Genomic DNA, 19,477 nt, shown 5'->3' on the forward strand with positions numbered 1-19,477 from the left:
CGGAATCGTTTTTATGACTTACCGCCTCAATGAATTCAGTTTCGCCCTGCCCGACACCCAGGTGCAGGATGCAACCATCAACATCCTTAAGTTCGGCGAGCTGGGCACGTCGTTGATCGTCAGCCGCAGTGTGCTGGCCGACGGCGAGACGCTGCACAGCAACTTTGCCGCGCAACTGGAGCGCCTGGGCCAGCAGGTGCAGGACCTGCGCCACGAGCCGGTGCAGACGCTGCACGTGGGCCTGAACCAGGAAATCGAAGCCATCGAGCTGCGCAGCCAGTTCAGCAAGGGCAACGAGAAGATCTGGCAATTCCAGCTGGCGCTGGTGCTGCCCGACACCCGGCGCATGCTGGCGCTCAGCTACGTCAAGGCCCAGCCACTGGGAGCGGCGGAAGCCGCGCATTGGGCGGGCATCAAGCAGTCACTGAGCTTCAACACGGTGATCTGAACCTGGACGGGGTGAATGTGATGGACCGCAGGCATGTCTGACGCCATCTGGGCCGCCCGCCTGGGCGATGGCCTTGAACACACCTCGATGCTGGCCGACATTGTCGGCGGCGTGCTGGAGGTGGCCGCCCATGTGGCGATCGGCGCACTGGCCACCGCCGCCGTGGCCGCCGCCGCCGGCATTACCGTCGCCACCGGCGGGCTGGGCGCGTGCCTGCTGGGGGCGGTGGTCGGGCTGGTGGTGGGCGTGGTCATGGCCAAGACCGGTGCCGACACCGGTCTGTCGCGATTATGCGAGGGCATCGGCAACAGCCTGTTTCCCCCGACCATTCAGGCCACCATCAGCACCGGCTCGCTCGACACCCTGACCAATAACCGCCCGGCCGCCCGTGCCGCCGGCTGGGTGCCGCCGGGTGTGCAGCTTGTCGAACAGGAAGGCGAGGCCCCCGAGGCCAGCTACCTCGATATGGCCGGTGAGTTCTTTTCGCAGATGTGGCGCCCCACCGTCGCCACCCCGGCCCCCGGTGCCGAACCGCTGCCCGAGGACCTGGTGCTCTGCGCCAAGCACCCGCCCATGCCGCCGCAGTTTCTCGCCGAAGGCTCGGATAAGGTGTCCATCAACGGCCAGCCAGCGGTGCGCAGCGGCGACCGCAGCACCTGCGAGGCGGTGGTGGTGTCGGCCGGGCCCATTTCGTCGAACGTGCGCATCGGTGGTGGCACGCTGACCGTGCGTGAGATTCGCAGCGGCAAGACCCCCGGCGTGGGCCTGGCGGTGACCGTGCTGCTGATGCTCAAGGGCGGCAAGGGCAAGTTTCTCAGCAACCTGCCGTGCATGGCGCTGGGCCTGGCCAACAGCTACGTGATGGGCCAGGCCACCCAGGCCATCGTCAATGCCACCAGCGCCTCGCCCAACCCGGTGCATGCCGCCACCGGGGCCAAGGTGCTCAGCGGCCAGGACGAGCTGGATTTCGTCCTGCCCGGCATCCTGCCCATCGACTGGCAGCGCTTCTACAACAGCCGCGATGAGCGGCGCGACGGGCTGTTCGGCGCCGGCTGGAGCGTGGCCTATGAAGTCGGCGTGCAGGTCGAGGCGCACCCTGAGGGCGGCGAACGGCTGGTGTATACCGATGAACAGGGCCGGCGCATCGACATGGGCACTGTCCCCTTGGGCGGAGCGGTGTTCAGCGCCGGCGAAGGCCTGGTGGTGCGTCGCCATGCCCGTGGCACGCTGCTGATCGAGAGCGAAGACGGCCTGTACCGGCTGTTCGAGCCCAGTCCGCTGGAGGCCACTTGTTTGCGCCTGAGCCAGTTGGGAGATCGCAACGATAACCGCATTTTCATCGACTACGACGAACTGGGCCGGATAAGCGGCCTGCGCGACACCTTCGACGACGTGCGCCTGGCGCTGGTGTACTGCGCGCAATGGCCGCGCCGGCTCAGCCATGTCGAGCGCCTCTACCCGGACGCGCCACCCTTGGTGCTGGCCCGTTATGCCTTCGATGACCTGGGACAACTGGCCGAGGTGTGCGATGCCACCGGCCGGGTGCAACGGCGTTTCTGCTACGACGACGGCCTGCGCATGGTCGAGCACCAGTTGCCCACCGGCCTGCGCTGCTTCTACGCCTGGGCGCACGTCGAGGACCTTGAATGGCGCGTGACGCGGCACTGGACCGACGAGGGTGAGGACTACGCGTTCGACTATGACCTGGCGGCCGGTACCACCACCATTCGCGACAGCCTGAACCGCATCAGCCGGCGGCGCTGGAACGCCCAGCACCAGATCGTCGAGTCCGTCGATCCGCTGGGCCACACCTGGCATTTCGAGTGGAATGACGAGCGCCAGTGGCTGGGCGCCACCGACCCGCAGGGCGGTCAATGGCAGTTCAGCTACGACGAGGCCGGCAACCTGACCACCACCAGCGACCCGCTGGGGCAGACCGAGTCGACCGCGTGGCTGGAGCACTGGTCGCTGCCACAGAGCGACACCGACAAGGCCGGCGGCCAGTGGCAGTATCGCTACGACGCGCGCGGTAACTGCATCCGCGAGACCGATCCGCTGGGACAGGTAACCCGCTACCGCTACGACAGCCAGGGCCAGGTGGTGGAGATCACCGACGCGGCCGGCCGGCACAAGCACCTGCGCTGGAACGCGACCGGCCAGTTGCTGCAATACACCGACTGCACAGGCTACAGCACCGATTACGTCTACGACCACCACGGCTACCTGCGCAGCATCACCGACGCCCTGGGCGAACAGACGCTGTTCGAACACGACGCCCAGGGCCGCCTGCTGCGCAGCGAGCTGCCCGATGGCCGGGTGGAGCAGTTCCAGCGCGATGCCAGCGGCCTGCTGACCGTCTACATCGACCCGGCCGGCCACGCCACCCGCTATGGCTACAACCGTCGTGGCCAGGTGCAGCAGCGGCTCGACCCGCTCGGGCATCGGGTGCGGTTCGAGTACGACACCTATGGCCGCCTGCAGGCGCTGAGCAACGAGAACGACGAACGCTACCGCTTTGCCTGGGATGCCGCCGACCGCCTGGTCGAGCAGCAGGACCTGGACCGCAGCGCCCAACGCTACACCTATGACGCACAAGACAACCTGATCGGCCTGGTGCACCTGCCGGCCGCGCATGGCAATGGCTTGGCCTTGATGCCCGAGCAGCCGCTGCCGGCGCTTGAGCAGCACTTCGAACGCGACGCCCTGGGCCGGCTGGTGGCCAAGACCACGGCCGATGGCCTGACCGCCTACCGCTACACCCCGCTGGACCTGCTCGCGGGGGTGGACTTCACCGGCCTTGACGGCCAGGTGCAGCAATTGGGCTTTGTCTACGATGCCCTGGGGCAGATGCGCGAGCAGCACAGCCGCGACGGCACCTTGCAGCATGAGTACGACGAACTGGGCAACCTGATCCGTACCGGCCTGCCCGACGGGCGCTGGCTCAACCAGCTGTACTACGGCAGCGGCCATTTGCACCAGGTCAACCTCAACGGCCAGGTGATCTGCGACTTCGAACGTGACCGCCTGCACCGCGAAGTGCTGCGCACCCAAGGGCAGGTCAGCACCCGCAGCCAGTACGACCGCGCCGGCCGCCTGCGCGCACGACTGCGCCGGCCGACCCAGCAGCCGCCGCAACTGCCGGCCCAGGCTGAAAAGCAATACGACTTCGACCCGGCCGACAACCTGGTCGGGCGCCTGCAGCGTGATCGCGCCACGCGCCAGGACCGCCGCGACCTGTTGCAATACGATGCCAGCGGCCGCATCGTCGCCGGCCACGACAGCCTGACCGGGCACAGCGAAACCTTCACTTGGGACGCCGCCGCCAACCTGCTCGACCGCCCGCTGGATGGCGCGGCGTATGTGCGGCACAACCAGGTGCTGACCTACCAGGACAAGCGCTACCGCTACGACGCCTTCGGCCGCACCGTGGAAAAACGCAGCACTCGCCACGGCGTGCAGCGCTTCGCCTACGACGCCGAGCACCGGCTGATCGAAGTGAGCCACGACAATGGCCACCGGCTGCGCATGCACTACGACCCGCTGGGCCGACGCATCGCCAAGACCGAACACGACCGCCACGGCCAGTTGTTGAGCGAAACCCGCTTTATTTGGGACGGCCTGCGCCTGCTGCAGGAATGCCGCAACGGCCTGCAAAGCCTCTACGTCTACCGCGAAGACAGCTACGAACCCCTGGCCCGTGTCGATGGCAGCGGCGAACAGCAGCGCATCCGCTACTACCACAACGACCTCAACGGCCTGCCCGAACAGCTCACCGACCACGACGGCCAGATCGTGTGGCAGGCGCAGTACCAGGTGTGGGGCAACACCCTGCGCGAAGTGCGCGAGCCTTGGTACGTCGAAGAACAGAACCTGCGCTTCCAAGGCCAGTACCTGGACCGGGAAACCGGCCTGCACTACAACACTTTCAGGTTCTACGACCCGGACATCGGACGCTTCACCACGCCCGACCCGATCGGGTTGGCGGGTGGGATCAACCTGTACCAGTACGCGCCGAATCCGCTGGGGTGGGTGGACCCGTGGGGGTGGAGTTGTGCCAGTTTCAAACGCTGGAAACGAGGTGATGCCATTGATAAACCGCTGCCAAGTGGTAAAGCGCCTGCCTGGGATGTCGTCAGATCCCGATACTGGAAAAATCGTTACGAAGCGACCAAGAATACAACTGAGTTCAGTCCGGCTAACAGAGCGCGAATGCAGCGAGGCTCAGCACCGCTGGACAAAAACGGGAATTCAATGGAGCTTCATCACCACAATCCACAACGGTTTGGCGGAAGAGACGTGAACAACCCTCGCAACCTTCGTGAGGTCACACGAGAGCAGCATGCCGCACTTGATGAGTTCAGACATTTATGAAAAACACCATGCCCTCTTTGCAGATTGTACGCGCGTTCGTAGAAGCCACAATAACGCCCGCAGCGTTCGAGAAACAGCTACTGGAAAACGCCGCGTTATCAACGGAATTGCAAGTGCCTTTTCGCCTCCCGGAATACATCGAAGCACCTGATGTTTATACCTTCGCCCTTGAACAGGACTACACGAATCTGGAGTCAATCTTCAACACTCAAGTCCTGCTGTCCGGGTTCTTGAACAGCCGCTCTGTCGAGCATGAACGCAGCCAGAAGTATGAGGATTTATTCAATCTGCTGCTCAGCGTCCAGCCAAAATGGCTGAGCCTGTCGGCTGATTATCTATCGACCCTTCTGGACAGTGCGCCGTCGCAAAAGCCCAAGGCGCTACAGGCCTGGCTCAAAGACAGGATCAAACATGAATTTCGCTACCTGAAAACACCGCCCAAGTGGCTACAGGCGCCTGCCTGGCCGATTGACCAGGGCAAACCCCTGGTGTTTGTCGGGCAACTGGATGTCAGCGGGCTGAGTCATGACACCTCACAGGCCTACGTTTTTTTCAACGCGCATGACCACTCTTATCTCACCCTTCAACAGTCGTGCTGATGGGGCCGGGCTGATCGCCTGCCTTGACGAAAAAAGCGATTGAAATACAAGGAGGGAACCCCGTGTAAAAGCCGCAGACCAAAGGCACACTCAAACCGGATGAACGCCTTATGAACACCCTTGAACGTGCACGCTGCCAAGTGTGCAGGCACGTCTTCAACCTTGACGAACAACAGCAGGTATTCGTTAAGGCAATGAAGGATAAAGGGCAGCCTTTCATGATGATCGAGTGCCCTTATTGCGGCACGTCTACGCAGTATGTGGACAGTCGCGACATTCAGGTGTCGCCGCAGGAGCAATCGGGTGCCTACCGGTGCCCTGTTGCGCAGTGTTCCGGGTGGGTCGAGTGGATTGCTGATACGCCTGCCTTTCTGGGTTGCGGCGAGTGCGGCAGCCAGTGGTATCACGAAGCGGCTCTACAACGTGAGATCAGCCAAATAGTTGCCCGCTACGCCTACCGGGCGGCCTGCTATGAAAAAACGCACACAGCATGGGCACCGGCGCCGCTGGAGCAGCATCCTGAAGATTACGAAGCCAGGGTCGAACAGGAAGCGATGGACACGGGAACCGAACAGGTACGAGGTTGAACGATGGCGCTGGATATCATGATTCGTAAAACCGACGGCACCACGTCGAGGGCCGAATTCCCGGAGGGTCTTCATCAAGCCCTGTTCAGGAACGACGTGAGGATCAGGAAAACATCCATTCTTTATCATTTGAAGGACTATTACCTGACCGACTGTTCATTCAGGAACGACGAGATTCTCAGGCTTGTGACGGCGCTCGAATCAGAGAAAACCCGCCTGCCTGCAGAGCATGCCCAGGCGCTGGAGAATGTGCTGGCTCTGCTTGGCGACGTTGATCTGGCAGAGATTTCATTCGCCGGTGACTAGGGGCTGTTGCGCAATCGCAACGCCCCCTCATTGCCCAATCACCCGGACCCGGAAAATCATGTTCGCCGACGACAAGCTCGCCTTCCAGACCGCCCTGAACAGCATGCTCAAGACCCTGAAATGCTCGGCGCTGCCCATGAGTGCTTCCAAATTCCACCTGAAGTTTCGCCTGAACAAGGTCGTGGTGGCCGAGCTGTATTTTCTCTATTCGATCAACTCGCGGGCCTATTACTTGAGTGGCATGGTCACAGGTGGTCCGGTGTTCGAGCGCATGCAAGGCATCAGCCCGCCCTACCGCAGCAACCTGAATGCGGGCAACCCGGGGTGTTTTTCTTTCTGCACCAGCGGCAGGCAGGACAAGAAATTCAGTCCGCGCATCGATGGTGTGATTCCCATCCCGCCGGCCAGTGCCACGGCGCAGGTGTGCGAGCACATCAAGGGCGTGCTGGAAAACCACTACATCCCGCTGATCACCGGGTGCATTTTTCCGGATGAGTCCACCCTGGCCCATGTGCTGGAGGCGCCGGGGGATTACAGCTACCCCGCCGTGTTCATTCATTGTGCTGCCGTGTGCAATCCGGACCTGCTGGCCTCAGGGCTGATGGAAACCCTCAGGACGCGCCGGGCGATTGTCAAAAACAAGGCGTTCGACCTTGCCCTGCTGCAAGGTTAAGAGGGTGTGTAGGAGCGCGCTTGCCGGAATGCCGGACCACCGCGACCGGCTGCGTTAGCAGTCGTAAATTTTCAGCGTCTACACAATTTTTGCGAGCGCTGCGCACTCGGTCGCGGGCAAGCGCGCTCCTACAAGCGGTGAATTCATATCCTGAAAAATCAGTAGGTTATTTTGTGTTTGAGGAGAACCACGTTCTGTTTCCGGCAGTCAAAAAGCGGCGACCTGGCGTGGTAAATCAGGTGCAATACCCCGACTTGCGGTAAGGTGCCGCGACTTCTACAGCCACACTCAGCCTGCCAGAATGGATGGCCACTCAATTGGCTCGATCTCGACGTTTCAGCCTGCTGGACCTGTACCGCCTTCATCGCCGGCAAGCCGCCGTCCACACCGCTTGCAGCGCGTTGATGAGCTGCCGGCATGTCTGACGCGATCTGGGCCGCCCGGCTGGGGGATGGACTCGAACACACCTCGATGCTGGCCGACATTGTCGGCGGCGTGCTGGAGGTGGCCGCCAGCGTAGCGATTGGCGCACTGGCCACCGCAGCGGTGGTCGCCGCCACCGGGATCACGGTCGCCACCGGCGGGCTGGGCGCCTGCCTGCTGGGGGCGGTGGTCGGGCTGGTGGTCGGCGTGGTCATGGCCAAGACCGGTGCCGACACCGGGCTGTCGCGATTATGCGAGGGCATCGGCAACAGCCTGTTCCCGCCCACCGTCCAGGCCACCATCAGCACCGGCTCGCTCGACACCCTGACCAACAGCCGTCCGGCCGCACGCGCCGCCGGCTGGGTGCCGCCCGGTGCAGCGCCCAGTGACCAGGAAGGCTCGGACGACGCCGAAGCCAGTTACCTCGACATCGCCAAGGGCTTCTTTTCGCAGATGTGGCGGCCTACGGTGGCCATGCCGGCACCAGGGGCGCAGCCGCTGCCCGAGGACCTGGTGCTGTGCGCCAAGCACCCGCCGATGCCGCCGCAATACCTGGCCGAAGGCTCGGACAAGGTCACCATCAACAGCCAGCCGGCGGTGCGCAGCGGCGACCGCAGCACCTGCGAGGCGGTGGTGGTGTCGTCCGGGCCGATTTCGTCGAATGTGCGCATCGGCGGCGGCACGCTGACTGTGCGCGAGATTCGCAGCGGCAAGACCCCGGGCGTGGGCCTGGCGGTGACCGCACTGTTGATGCTCAAGGGCAGCAAGGGCAAGTTCCTCAGCAACCTGCCGTGCATGCTGCTCGGGGGCGTCAATGCCTTTGTCGTCGGCCAGGCCACCAATGCCCTCACCCAGGCCATTGTCGGTTCGCCCAACCCGGTGCATGCGCCCACTGGCGCCAAGGTGCTGGGCGAGGCGATGGAGCTGGACTTTGTTGTGCCGGCCTTGCTGCCCATCGACTGGCAGCGCGTCTACAACAGCCGTGACGAGCGCCGCGATGGCCTGTTCGGCGCCGGCTGGAGCGTGGGCTGGGAAGTGAGCGTGACGCTTGAAGCGCATGCCGACGGCGGTGAGTCGCTGCTGTATGTCGACGAACAGGGCCGGCGCATCGACATGGGCAGCATCCCCTTGGGTGGCGCGGTATTCAGTGCCGGCGAAGGCCTGGTCGTACGCCGGCACAGCAATGGCCAGTTGCTGATCGAGAGCGACGACGGCCTGTACCGTCTGTTCGAGCCCAGCCCCCACGACACCCGGCACCTGCGCCTGACCCAACAGGGCGACCGCAACGACAATCGCATCTACCTGGTGTACGACGAGCACGGCCGCCTGCAGCGCCTGCACGACGACGATAACGCGGTGCAGGTCGAACTGGGCTACAGCGCGCAATGGCCACAACGGGTCAGCCATATCGAGCGTCTGCATCCGGACGGCCTGCGCGATATGCTCAGCCGCTATGCCTACGATGCGGCCGGCGACCTGAGCGAAGTGCGTGACGCCGAGGATCAGGTACGCCGGCGCTTTGCCTATGACGCCGGGCGGCGCATGGTCGAGCATCAGTTGCCGTCCGGGTTGCGCTGTTTCTATGCCTGGGCACTGGTCGAGGATCGCGAATGGCGGGTGGTGCGGCACTGGACCGATGACGGCGACGAGTATGCTTTCGACTACGACCTGGAGGCCGGGCGCACCACCGTGCGCGATGGCCTGGGCCGCACCAGCGAGCGCCGGTGGAACGCCCGGCATCAGGTCACTGAATACCGCGACAACCTTGGCCAGACCTGGTGCTTCGAGTGGGACGACGAGCGCCAGTTGCTTGGGGCCATCGATCCACAGGGCGGGCAGTACCGCTTCGATTACGACGAGTCTGGCAACCTCAGCGCCAGCCTCGACCCGCTGGGCCGGCGCACCACTACAGTGTGGCTGGAGCACTGGGCGCTGCCGCAGGCCGAGACCGATGCGGCCGGCAACACCTGGCAGTTTTACTATGACGCCCGCGGCAACTGCATTCGCGAGACCGATCCGCTTGGCCAGGTGACCCGCTACCGCTACGACGCCCATGGCCAGACCGTTGAGATCATCGATGCCGCCGACAAGCGCCAGCAGTTGCGCTGGAACCGCTTCGGCCAGTTGATCCAGCGCAGCGACTGTTCCGGCTACCCCACCGACTACGCTTACGACCGGCACGGCAACCTGACCTGCATCACCGATGCGCTGGGCGAACGCTCGTTGTATCAGCACGATGCCCAGGGCCGGCTGTTGGCGCACGAGTTGCCTGACGGACGCCGCGAGCAGTACCTGCGCGACGCCCACGGCCAGTTGATCGGCCATACCGATGCGGCCGGGCACACCACCCGCTACCGCTATGACCGCCGTGGCCAGGTGCGCCAGCGCATCGATGCCCAGGGCCGGCAGGTGCAGTTCGAATACGACGCTTATGCGCGGCTGCTGGCGCTGAGCAATGAAAACGGCGAGCGCTACCGCTTTGCCTGGGACGCCGGCGACCGGCTGGTCGAGCAACAGGGCCTTGATGGCGGACGTCGTCGCTATGCCTATGACGCCCGCGACCAGTTGACCCGTGTCGAGCACCTGCCGGCGCCGCTGGCCACCGCCGTGGCGACCCTGGTCGAGCCGCCCGCAGCGCCCATCATCCACGAGTTGCAGCACGATGCCGCCGGCCGCCTGACGACCAAGATCACCGGCAACGGGCGCACCGACTACCAGTACGACGCGCTGGATAACCTGACGGCGGTGAGTTTCACCGACCCGGCTGGCGAGCGGCAGCAACTGGACTTTGCCTATGACGCCCTGGGCCAGTTGCGCGAAGAACGCAGTGCGGCCGGGCGCCTGGCGCATCGTCACGATGAGCTGGGCAACCTGGTGCAGACCTGCCTGCCTGACGGGCGCTGGCTCAACCGCTTGTATTACGGCAGCGGGCATTTGCACCAGTTGAACCTCGACGGCCGGGTGATCAGCGATTTCGAGCGCGACCGCCTGCACCGCGAAGTGCTGCGCACCCAGGGGCAGATCAGCACCCGCAGCCAGTACGACCGCAGTGGCCGGCTGCGCAGCCGCTTGCGCCGACCGACCGGCCAGCCGGCGGCCTTGCCGGGGCTGGGCGAGACCGACTATCAGTTCGACCAGATCGATAACCTGGTGGCTCGTATCCGGCGCGATCGCCAGCCGCCCGGCGACGGTCGCCAACTGCTGGGCCATGACAGCACCGGGCGCATCATCGCCAGCCAGGACAGCCTGACCGGCCAGAGCGAAACCTTCGCCTACGACGCCGCCGCCAACCTGCTCGACGGGCCGCAAAACGGCGGCCTGGTGCGGCATAACAGGCTGCTGGTGTGGCAGGACAAGCGCTACTGCTATGACGGCTTTGGCCGGCTGATCGAAAAGCGCAGCACCCGCCACGGCGTGCAACGCTTTGCCTACGACGCCGAACACCGCCTGATCGAGGTGCGCAACGCCAACGGTCATCGCGTGTGCATGCAGTACGACCCGCTGGGCCGACGCATCGCCAAGGTCGAGCGGCACGCCAGCGGCCTGGTGCTGGGCGAGACCCGTTTTGTCTGGGACGGCATGCGCCTGTTGCAGGAGCACAAGAACCACCTGACCAGCCTGTACCTTTATACCCAGGGCAGTTTCGAGCCGCTGGCGCGGGTCGATGGCAGCGGCAGCCAGCAACAGGTGCGCTACTACCACAACGACCTCAACGGCCTGCCCGAACAACTGACCGACAGCGACGGCCAGCCGGTGTGGCAGGCGCAATACCAGGTGTGGGGCAATACCGTGCGCGAGAGTCGCGCCGCCCATTATGTCGAAGAGCAGAACCTGCGCTTTCAGGGTCAGTACCTGGACCGCGAGACCGGGCTGCACTACAACACCCTGCGCTTTTTCGACCCGGACATCGGCCGCTTCACCACCCCCGACCCGATCGGCCTGGCCGGCGGCCTGAACCTGTATGCCTATGCGCCCACCCCGTTGGTATGGGCCGACCCGCTGGGCCTGAGCAAGTGTGGTACCGCCAGCGGCAAGCGCCCGCCGGGGCCTGTGCATGACCAGCGCACCACCGACAGCTTTACCGGTGGCGTGTACAAGAACCGGCAGTTGACGCGTAATGAGCGCTACTACAAGTACCATGGCGTGGATAACCGCACCGGGCGCAAGGTGTCGTGGCTGGCCAACAAGAAATTCGGCACCGAAGACCAGTTGCGCAAGGACCTGGCCATCGACCGGGCCTGGAACATCAAGATCACCAAGGTTTCGGAGTTCGAGGTGCCCAAAGGCACCTGGATCAGCGAAGGCACCGCCGCCCCGCAAGGCCCGGGTTATCCCGGTGGTGCATATCAAGGCGTTGTCACCAACCTGCCCCGCGCCTGGGTCATCAACACCAAAGGAGTGCCCTGGTAATGCCCTTGAACGAACTGCTGATTGCCCTGGATAACCTGATCCAGGCGTTGAACAAGGACGGCAAGCCCTCGGCCGAATTCTTTGCCGACCGTGCCGCCGAACTGCGCCAGCCCAACCTGGGCGCCGCCGGGCATCATGAAAGCCTCAAGCGCCTGTCGACCTGCATGGCCATGGCCCAGTACGGCGACTTCTCGCTGGAGCAGGAAGCGCTGCTGGGCCAGGTCGTCGACCTGGCCCATGAGTGCCTGACCACGCCCTGACCGAAAGGCCGGCGGTGCCTGCCGCGCAGCCATCGCCGGCAAGCCGCCTCCCACGGAGATTGATGTCGTTGCTGGAATGAGTGCCCGGCATCAATGTAGTGAGAGTGGCCGGCGATTCGGTTGCCGGTGACAGGGCCAGAAAAACCGCCACGTCTGTTTCGTCTGCAGGCGCCGCCGAGCACAAGAAGATTAATGTTGTCATGAATGTATCCACTTGTTCACGGCAAAACTATATTCAACTACTCATTAAACCTTGACGCAAACTGAATGAAAAATTGACACGTCGACTTTAAATGGCCTGTACGCTTTCCTGCCTGACGGGTGAACGTTCTACAGGTCTTTTTATATGAATCGCTTCTTATGGAAACTTCTTCCAAAGGGCCAGCGCGAGCTGCTGCTCGATCGTCTTCCGGTCATTGACCGGCAGGTCGTCAACAAGACGTTATCCGGCAAACCCCGGTTCCCGGAGGCATTCGACGAGCGCGAATGCGTGTTCATTCATGTGCCCAAGTGCGCCGGCAGCAGCGTGGCCAACGCGCTGTTTGGCGCCAGTCCTACCGGCCATCTGCCGCTGTACTGGTATGAAAAGCAGTTCAAGGAACGCTACCGGCATTACTTCAAGTTCGGCTTTGTGCGCGACCCGTTGCAACGGGCGTTATCGGCCTATCACTACTTGCTCAGATCGCCACCGGGACGGGATCAGGCCGCGTGTGAGCTGGTTCGTAAATACAACAGTTTCGAGGCCTTCGTTGATCATTGGTTGTGTGCAGAAAACATTACCCGGCAGATCCATTTTGCGCCGCAGCATTACTTTCTACAGAACGCCCTGGGCGGTATAGATGTGGACTTCATCGGGCGCCATGAACACTTGGCGGCGGACTTCAAGACGCTGTGCACACACTTGCACCTGAAGGCCGAGCTGCCGCACATCAATCGCTCGGCCGGGGCTGCAGCCAACAATTGCTCGGCGGCCTCGCGACGCAAGGTGCGTGACGTCTATGCCCGCGACTATGAGTTGTTTGGTTATGAATGAGCCGCGTCCGTTGTTGAGCGGCCCGACCTTGATGGTCGACCGCAACATGCGCCAGGCCCTGAAACAGCAACAGGCGTGTTGCATCTGGCTGACCGGGTTGTCGGGGGCCGGCAAGTCGACCCTGGGCAACCGTCTGGACCAGATGCTGCACGCTCATGGCCTGCACAGTTATCTGCTCGATGGCGACCATCTACGCAAGGGCCTGTGCCAGGACCTGGGCATGTCCGATGCCGACCGTCATGAGAACGTGCGGCGCATTGGCGAGGCGGCGCGGTTGATGGTCGATGCCGGGCTGATTGTCATTGTCTCGGCGATTTCGCCCTTTCGCGCCGATCGCGACCGGGTGCGCCAGCAACTGGCGACCGAGGCCTTTATCGAGGTGCATGTCAGCACGCCGCTGGCCGAGTGCGCCCGGCGCGATGCCAAGGGCCTGTACCGTGCCGTGCAGGAGGGACGGATCCGTCACTTCACCGGTATCGACAGCCCTTATGAAGCCCCGCTGGCGCCGGAGTTCGTGATCGACACCTGCCAGGACGATGGCGAAGCCTTGCTTGGCCACTTGTTGCAGCGGGTCGCGCAGGACCGCGCGCAAGGCACTTTGCCTCCTGTCAGAACTGTCAGTAGACGTTTGCCAGCACCCTTGCACACTGTGGGGTTCTGTCGCACGGGCGGTGCTTGAGTGCGCCTGGGAGCCTGTGTGGCCTTACCTGCGGAGGTGCCACCCATGGATGCGCTGAATGTCATCAACATCGGGACCGACAAGGTCAATTCGTTGCTCAATCTGGTTTTACAGTATGCGGCCACCTTTGGCCTGAAGCTGCTGGTCGCTGCCCTGATATGGATTGTCGGGCGCTGGTCGATCGGCATGGTGGTGCGGATGCTGCAACGCTACCTGACCCGACAGCGGTTCGACCCGACGGTGCTGCGCTACCTGGGCTCGTTCGTGACGGTGACCCTGAACATCATCCTGGTGGTGGCGATCCTGGGGTATTGCGGCATCGAGACCACCAGCTTTGCGGCCTTGCTGGCGGCGGTGGGCCTGGCGATCGGCATGGCCTGGTCGGGGTTGCTGGCCAATCTGGCGGCAGGTGGCTTCATCATCGTGCTGCGCCCGTTCAAGGTGGGCGACTCGATTGCCGTGGACACGGTCAGTGGACGGGTGGAAGAGATCGGGCTGTTTTCGACCGCTCTGGATACAGCGGAAAACGTGCGGGTGCTGGTGGCCAACAACAAGGTGTTTTCAAGCACCATCGTCAACTACTCGGTCAACGATTATCGCCGCGTGGAACTGACCGCGACGTTGCCGGCGACAGTGGATGAGCAGGCCGTCAGTGCCCGGCTGAGCGCGCAGTTGCAGGCCATCCCGCATGTGCTGGCAACCCCGCCGGTGGACGTGCAACTGACCAGCCTGAGCGCCGACAGCCTGACCCTGGCGGTCAGGCCGTATTGCCACAACGATCATTACTGGCCGGTGTATCACCAGAGCCTGGAGGTGATTCGCCGGTTGCTGCGCGAGCAGGCGGCGCCAGGGTCTGAACCTGGGCGCCGCTGAAGCGGCGCTTACTGGCCCATGGCGCCAGAGCTGGCCATGACGAAGGCAACGAACTCTTCAACGGTCATCTTGCGGCCGTTGAAGTCGACGCTGTTGTTGGCGTACTGCAAGGAGGTGACGATGTTGTCGCCTTCAACCTTGGCCAACTGCATGCCCTGGGCCATGGCGCCGATCATTTCGCTGGTGGTGGTGGCTTGCTCGCTGATTTCCTTGGCATCGGTCATGCCTTGCATCGAGGCCTGCAGACCGACCAGGTCCTGGACCATGCCCTTGGACAGCACGAAGCGCGCGTCCAGCGCACCGATGCTCTTGCTCACCAGCTCATCCTGTGGCTGGTCGAGCGGGCCCGGATCGGCCAGGTCGATGCTGATGCGTGCATGGCTTTCACCGTTGGCGGTACGCAGCGAGAGTTTTTCCAGCTCCAGGTGCGGCTTGCCGGCCAGCAGCTTGCTCATCTGGGCATCTACCAAGGCCTGGTCGGCCGGGGTCAGCTCGATATCAAGCGGCTCCTGGGCGGCGGCGGCGGCCTGTTGTTGCGGCACCACTTTCTCCTGGAACAACTGATACAGCGCCTTGGTGGCGACAATGTCGAAATTGCCGAAACGCAGGCCCATGTGCGCTGCGCCGATTTCCTTGCCGTTGTAGGCGATCTTGCCGATGTCGTAGTTGATCTGCGCCGAGAGCTTGTCGCCCTCTTCCTGCATCAGGTTGGTGTTGGCGAGCTGATCAAGCTGCACCGTTGCGGCCCCGGCCGGCTGGAAGGTCATCTGCTCGACCTTGACGTTGCTGTGGCCCAGGTAGAAACCGACCTTGCCCTTGGTGCCGCCGGTGTCGAAGCTCATGCCCTTGACCTGCATGGCCACCGGGCCATCCGGGGACTGGACGTTGAGCTGCAGGCTGTCCATGTTGCCGGTGACCTTGATCTTCTCGGCATCGGCCGACACGTCGCTGTGCAGGACCATGCCGGAGAAGTTGAACTCGCCATCGGCGTCTTTCATCTGCATCGGGGCGAAGGTCAGCGAACCGTTGACAGCGCGGTCATAACCGATGCTGGCCTGGCTCTTGAACGGCGTCGCGCCCTGGCTCAAGGCAAACCATTTTTCGGAGTCCTTGGTCTTTTCGATCTCGCCATTGCTGACCGCCATGACCGGCAGCAGCTTGAGCGAAGTCAGGCGCGACAGCGGCAGCGGGCCGTGTTCGATATGGTCGACGAAGTACAGCTCAAGGGTCTGCATCTGGCCTTCCGCGTTTGGCGCCTGGAATGTGGTGCGGTAGCGCGCGGTGCTGCTGAACAGGCCGCTGTCGAGCGACTCCATTTGCACCGTGGCCTTGTACTCGCTGCCGGCGAATGCCTTGGCCAGTTCCTGATTGCCCTTGGCGAGCGTGTCGTTGAGCACGCCGGGCAATTGTTGGCCGGTGTACCAGGCGCCCCCGGTTACCACGGCGCCGACTACGATGATGACGCCTGCAACGATACCTGCTGATTTATTCATGTCGACCTGGAGATGTCCGTTCTGATGGTTGATAAGCCTTCCCTGCACCCGATCACAACACGGCACCGGACCGGTGGAGGCCTGACAAAAAGTTGCAGGAGATTAACACTGCACCGCGCCCGATGACGCGGCGACGTGGCCTGAATGCGCGGTTCGACACATTTCTGGAGATTTCGTTGCACATCGCGGAAAAGGTTATCGGGTAGCCATAGTCTCGTTTGTCGCGTTAGGCTGGATGCGGACTGACACAGAGGCCGATCACATGAGTGCACAGCAGGACAACCGCCGGCCGATCAAGGCCGTGATTTTCGATATGGATGGTTTGTTGCTGGACACCGAAGGGATCTATACCGAGGTCACCGAAATGATTGCCCGCCGCTATGGCAAGCATTTTGACTGGAGCATCAAGCAGAACACCATCGGGCGTGGCGCCCGGGATTTCTCCGGCTACATCATCGACACCCTGCAGTTGCCGTTGTCGGTGGATGAATTTCTCGCCATGCGCCAGCCCATGCTCGACGAACGCTTCCCGCAGGCGCAGGCCATGCCCGGGGCCGAAGCGCTGGTGCGCCATCTGGCCGCCCACGGCATTCCCATTGCGGTGGGTACCAGTTCGTCGGTGCATTACTTTCACGCCAAGATCACCCGCCACCAGGCCTGGTTCGAATTGTTCGACACCGTGGTCACCGCCGATGACCCGCAGGTGACGGCCGCCAAGCCGGCGCCGGACATCTTCCTGGTGGCCGCCGAGCGCCTGGGCATCGACCCTGCCGACTGCCTGGTGTTCGAGGACTCGCCGTTCGGCGTGACCGCCGCCAAGGCCGCCGGCATGATGGCCGTGGCCATCCCGGATGTGCACATGCCGCCCGAGCGCTACCGGCATGCCGACCTGATCCTGGGCTCGCTGGGCGAGGCGCCGCTGGCGCAATGGGGCCTGCCTGCCATGCCGGCCTAACGCTGCGCACCTGCAAATCTATTCAATGACATGGAGGGTGTTGAACATGACTTATCGCACACTGGGCCAATCGGGCCTGAAGGTTTCCACGCTGACCCTGGGCTCGATGATGTTCGGCGAACAGACCGGCACCGAGGAGTCGCTGCGCATCATCGACAAGGCCTGGGACCAGGGGGTCAATTTCATCGACACGGCCGATGTGTACAACAGTGGGCGTTCCGAGGAAATCGTCGGTGAAGCCATTGCCGCACGCCGCAGCGAGTGGGTGCTGGCCACCAAGGTGGCCGTGGGTCCCCACGACGGTATCCCCAATCGCGCAGGACTCAACCGCAAGCACATTTTCAACGCCATCGAGAACAGCCTGCGCCGGCTGGATACTGATTACGTGGATATCTACTACCTGCACAAGGAGGACCACGACACGCCACTTGAGGTGACGGTGTCGGCCATCGGCGACCTGATCGCCCAGGGCAAGGTCCGTTACTGGGGCGTGTCGAACTTTCGTGGCTGGCGCATCGCCGAGATTGCCAATGTCGCCCAGCGCCTGGGGGTGGACAAACCGATCATCAGCCAGCCGCTGTACAACATCGTCAACCGCCAGGCCGAGCTTGAACAGATCCCGGCAGCGGCCTTCCACGGCCTTGGCGTGGTGCCCTACAGCCCGCTGGCGCGGGGGGTGCTCAGTGGCAAGTACGCACCGGACATCGCCCCCAGCGGCGACAGCCGGGCCGGGCGCCAGGACAAGCGCCTGCTGGAGACCGAATGGCGCGTGGAGTCGCTGCGCATCGCCCGGCAGATCCAGGACTACACTCGCGACAAGGGCGTCGGCATCGTCGAGTTTGCCATTGCCTGGGTGCTGAACAACCAGGCGGTGACCTCGGCCATCGTCGGTCCGCGCACCGAACAGCAATGGGACAGTTACCTCAAGGCGCTGGAGGTGCGCATCAGTGCCGAAGACGAAGCGTTCATCGACTCGCTGGTGACGCCAGGCCACGCCTCGACGCCCGGCTTCAACGATGTTCAGCACTTTGTGTCAGGTCGTCTGCTGCGCTGATGCGTTCCGCCGTGCAGGGTTGAACCGGCATGGCGGCTGCGTTTTTTCTGGTATGTAGGGTGCCTCTAAAAACGTAGGCGAGGCAGTCAGCGCAAGGCAAAAACAGGCGAAAAACGGTCGGAGTCGCGGCCGACTTTACAGGTTGTAAATGAGCATTTTGAGCCTGTTTTTAACGCAGCGATGACAACGCAGGTAGTTTTTAGAGGTGCCCTGTAGGTAAATGCTCATATCAGACAGGCCGACGAACGACATTAAAATACGCAACGAATGTGTTGATGAATGCCCCTTGAATACGAAAAATGCGTCTCGCTTTGCGCGCCACAGGGCTGCGCCGGGCGCTGATGCGGGTCATGCCGTATTTTTTCTACCCATTGCAAGGGTTTTGGCTAGTCTATGGACAGCCCGCTTGTTAATTGGATCCTATTCGGCCAGGTTGATAAAGATTTATGGCGATGCGCAAGATCGATAGAGAAGCTTTTTTGTACGAGGTGCTCGGTAACGAGCAGCCGCCTGCGCACCTTGCCAGGACCGTGATCGAAGAAAAGCTGCGCAGCGCCATTATCGATGGCCGCCTGCCCAGTGGCACGGCCTTGCGACAACAGGAACTGGCCACCTTGTTCGGCGTCAGCCGCATGCCGGTACGCGAAGCCTTGCGTCAGCTTGAGGCGCAGTCGCTGGTGCGGGTCGAGCTGCACAAGGGCGCCGTGGTGGCGCCGCTGATTACCGAGGATGCCGTCGAGGCCTACGCCCTGCGCATGCTGTTTGAATGCGAGGCGCTGCGCCTGTCGATTCCGCTGCTGGACGAGGACGACTACGCCCAGGCGCGCGGCTATATAGAGGCGCTGGAAGTCGAGACCGATTACACCCGGATCGGCACCCTCAACCGTCTGTTTCACATGGCGCTGTACGCCAAGACCCCGAACAAGCGCCTGATGCGCCTGGTCGAGTCCGGCCTGAACGAGGAGGAGCGCTTCCTGCGCTTCAACCTGTCGGCCATGGGCCTGGGCAAGCTGGCTCAGGATGACCACTGGGAGCTGCTGCGCCTGGCGCAAGCCCGGGATGTCGAGCAGACCGTGGCCAAGTTGCAGCTTCACCTCAATCGCGCCGTCAATGCCATTACCGGCTACCTGGCCAGCAAGGCAGCCGAAACCCGGCCAAAGCGGCAACGCAAGAAAAGCCTCGCGTGATGCACCGGGCTGCACGCAGCCCGGCTCGCCCCTGATCGTGATCTGACGCCATTCGCCAGCCCGGTATATCGCCCGGGCTGTGCGCTTGCCTTTTTTCTGGCCACTTGCCTGGACTGCCCTGCGGAT

At 63.1% G+C, this 19,477-nt stretch carries 15 protein-coding genes; 14 read left to right on the top strand and 1 reads right to left on the bottom strand.

The window, feature by feature from the left end:
- Positions 1 to 13: 13 nt before the first annotated feature.
- From DGA31_RS20865 to DGA31_RS20915, 11 genes are all read left to right on the top strand, one after another.
- Positions 14 to 448, top strand: coding sequence for a DcrB-related protein (locus tag DGA31_RS20865; protein ID WP_109513831.1), 435 nt, complete (start codon positions 14 to 16; stop codon positions 446 to 448).
- A gap of 33 nt (positions 449 to 481) precedes the next feature.
- Positions 482 to 4,819, top strand: coding sequence for an RHS repeat-associated core domain-containing protein (locus tag DGA31_RS20870; RefSeq protein ID WP_109513832.1), 4,338 nt, complete (start codon positions 482 to 484; stop codon positions 4,817 to 4,819).
- Positions 4,816 to 5,418: a hypothetical protein gene (locus tag DGA31_RS20875; protein ID WP_109513833.1), complete on the top strand. Its 603-nt coding sequence runs from the start codon at positions 4,816 to 4,818 to the stop codon at positions 5,416 to 5,418. Before DGA31_RS20870 ends, DGA31_RS20875 begins: the two co-directional genes overlap by 4 nt.
- Positions 5,419 to 5,528: 110 nt before the next feature.
- The gene (locus tag DGA31_RS20880; RefSeq protein ID WP_109513834.1) at positions 5,529 to 6,005 is read left to right on the top strand and encodes a hypothetical protein; all 477 of its coding nucleotides are present in this window, start codon (positions 5,529 to 5,531) and stop codon (positions 6,003 to 6,005) included.
- Between the two features lie 3 nt (positions 6,006 to 6,008).
- A complete protein-coding gene (locus DGA31_RS20885; protein WP_109513835.1) occupies positions 6,009 to 6,311 on the top strand; it encodes a hypothetical protein in 303 nt (100 codons plus the stop codon).
- Between the two features lie 58 nt (positions 6,312 to 6,369).
- Positions 6,370 to 6,984, top strand: a complete 615-nt coding sequence (locus DGA31_RS20890) for a hypothetical protein (protein WP_109513836.1) — start codon at positions 6,370 to 6,372, stop codon at positions 6,982 to 6,984.
- A gap of 417 nt (positions 6,985 to 7,401) precedes the next feature.
- A complete protein-coding gene (locus DGA31_RS20895) occupies positions 7,402 to 11,817 on the top strand; it encodes an RHS repeat-associated core domain-containing protein (protein WP_109513837.1) in 4,416 nt (1,471 codons plus the stop codon).
- A complete protein-coding gene (locus DGA31_RS20900) occupies positions 11,817 to 12,077 on the top strand; it encodes a hypothetical protein (RefSeq protein WP_109513838.1) in 261 nt (86 codons plus the stop codon). The genes DGA31_RS20895 and DGA31_RS20900 overlap by 1 nt, the downstream gene beginning before the upstream one ends.
- A gap of 346 nt (positions 12,078 to 12,423) precedes the next feature.
- Positions 12,424 to 13,110 (top strand): sulfotransferase family 2 domain-containing protein, encoded by a 687-nt coding sequence (locus DGA31_RS20905; RefSeq protein WP_109513839.1) that lies wholly within the window; start codon positions 12,424 to 12,426, stop codon positions 13,108 to 13,110.
- Positions 13,103 to 13,789, top strand: coding sequence for an adenylyl-sulfate kinase (cysC, locus tag DGA31_RS20910; RefSeq protein ID WP_109513840.1), 687 nt, complete (start codon positions 13,103 to 13,105; stop codon positions 13,787 to 13,789). The genes DGA31_RS20905 and cysC overlap by 8 nt, the downstream gene beginning before the upstream one ends.
- A 45-nt stretch (positions 13,790 to 13,834) precedes the next feature.
- Positions 13,835 to 14,662 carry a mechanosensitive ion channel family protein gene (locus tag DGA31_RS20915; RefSeq protein ID WP_109513841.1) on the top strand — a complete coding sequence of 276 codons (828 nt, stop codon included), beginning with the start codon at positions 13,835 to 13,837 and terminating at the stop codon, positions 14,660 to 14,662.
- 8 nt (positions 14,663 to 14,670) lie between these two features.
- Here the strand turns inward: DGA31_RS20915 and DGA31_RS20920 are convergent, their stop codons facing one another.
- Positions 14,671 to 16,155 (bottom strand): YdgA family protein, encoded by a 1,485-nt coding sequence (locus DGA31_RS20920; protein ID WP_056842033.1) that lies wholly within the window; start codon positions 16,153 to 16,155, stop codon positions 14,671 to 14,673.
- A 262-nt stretch (positions 16,156 to 16,417) separates the two neighbouring features.
- On the opposite strand from DGA31_RS20920, the gene DGA31_RS20925 reads away from it, so the two are divergent.
- From DGA31_RS20925 to DGA31_RS20940, 3 genes are all read left to right on the top strand, one after another.
- Positions 16,418 to 17,110, top strand: a complete 693-nt coding sequence (locus DGA31_RS20925) for an HAD-IA family hydrolase (protein ID WP_109513842.1) — start codon at positions 16,418 to 16,420, stop codon at positions 17,108 to 17,110.
- A gap of 46 nt (positions 17,111 to 17,156) precedes the next feature.
- Complete coding sequence (locus DGA31_RS20930; protein ID WP_056842031.1) at positions 17,157 to 18,164, top strand: aldo/keto reductase; 1,008 nt, start codon at positions 17,157 to 17,159, stop codon at positions 18,162 to 18,164.
- Positions 18,165 to 18,616: 452 nt separating this feature from the next.
- On the top strand, positions 18,617 to 19,351 hold the full coding sequence (locus DGA31_RS20940) for a GntR family transcriptional regulator (RefSeq protein WP_056842030.1): 735 nt from the start codon (positions 18,617 to 18,619) through the stop codon (positions 19,349 to 19,351).
- Positions 19,352 to 19,477 lie beyond the last annotated feature (126 nt).

It is taken from the genome of Pseudomonas ovata (genome assembly GCF_003131185.1).
Taxonomy (GTDB): Bacteria; Pseudomonadota; Gammaproteobacteria; order Pseudomonadales; family Pseudomonadaceae; genus Aquipseudomonas; species Aquipseudomonas ovata.

Bases quoted from the DNA above. Each gene is read 5' to 3' on its own strand.
- cysC (WP_109513840.1), top strand. From the start codon at position 13,103: ATGAATGAGCCGCGTCCGTTGTTGAGCGGCCCGACCTTGATGGTCGAC.
- DGA31_RS20940 (WP_056842030.1), top strand. From the start codon at position 18,617: ATGCGCAAGATCGATAGAGAAGCTTTTTTGTACGAGGTGCTCGGTAAC.
- DGA31_RS20885 (WP_109513835.1), top strand. From the start codon at position 6,009: ATGGCGCTGGATATCATGATTCGTAAAACCGACGGCACCACGTCGAGG.
- DGA31_RS20865 (WP_109513831.1), top strand. From the start codon at position 14: ATGACTTACCGCCTCAATGAATTCAGTTTCGCCCTGCCCGACACCCAG.
- DGA31_RS20920 (WP_056842033.1), bottom strand. From the start codon at position 16,155: ATGAATAAATCAGCAGGTATCGTTGCAGGCGTCATCATCGTAGTCGGC.
- DGA31_RS20900 (WP_109513838.1), top strand. From the start codon at position 11,817: ATGCCCTTGAACGAACTGCTGATTGCCCTGGATAACCTGATCCAGGCG.
- DGA31_RS20930 (WP_056842031.1), top strand. From the start codon at position 17,157: ATGACTTATCGCACACTGGGCCAATCGGGCCTGAAGGTTTCCACGCTG.
- DGA31_RS20895 (WP_109513837.1), top strand. From the start codon at position 7,402: ATGTCTGACGCGATCTGGGCCGCCCGGCTGGGGGATGGACTCGAACAC.
- DGA31_RS20880 (WP_109513834.1), top strand. From the start codon at position 5,529: ATGAACACCCTTGAACGTGCACGCTGCCAAGTGTGCAGGCACGTCTTC.
- DGA31_RS20890 (WP_109513836.1), top strand. From the start codon at position 6,370: ATGTTCGCCGACGACAAGCTCGCCTTCCAGACCGCCCTGAACAGCATG.
- DGA31_RS20915 (WP_109513841.1), top strand. From the start codon at position 13,835: ATGGATGCGCTGAATGTCATCAACATCGGGACCGACAAGGTCAATTCG.
- DGA31_RS20875 (WP_109513833.1), top strand. From the start codon at position 4,816: ATGAAAAACACCATGCCCTCTTTGCAGATTGTACGCGCGTTCGTAGAA.
- DGA31_RS20925 (WP_109513842.1), top strand. From the start codon at position 16,418: ATGAGTGCACAGCAGGACAACCGCCGGCCGATCAAGGCCGTGATTTTC.
- DGA31_RS20870 (WP_109513832.1), top strand. From the start codon at position 482: ATGTCTGACGCCATCTGGGCCGCCCGCCTGGGCGATGGCCTTGAACAC.
- DGA31_RS20905 (WP_109513839.1), top strand. From the start codon at position 12,424: ATGAATCGCTTCTTATGGAAACTTCTTCCAAAGGGCCAGCGCGAGCTG.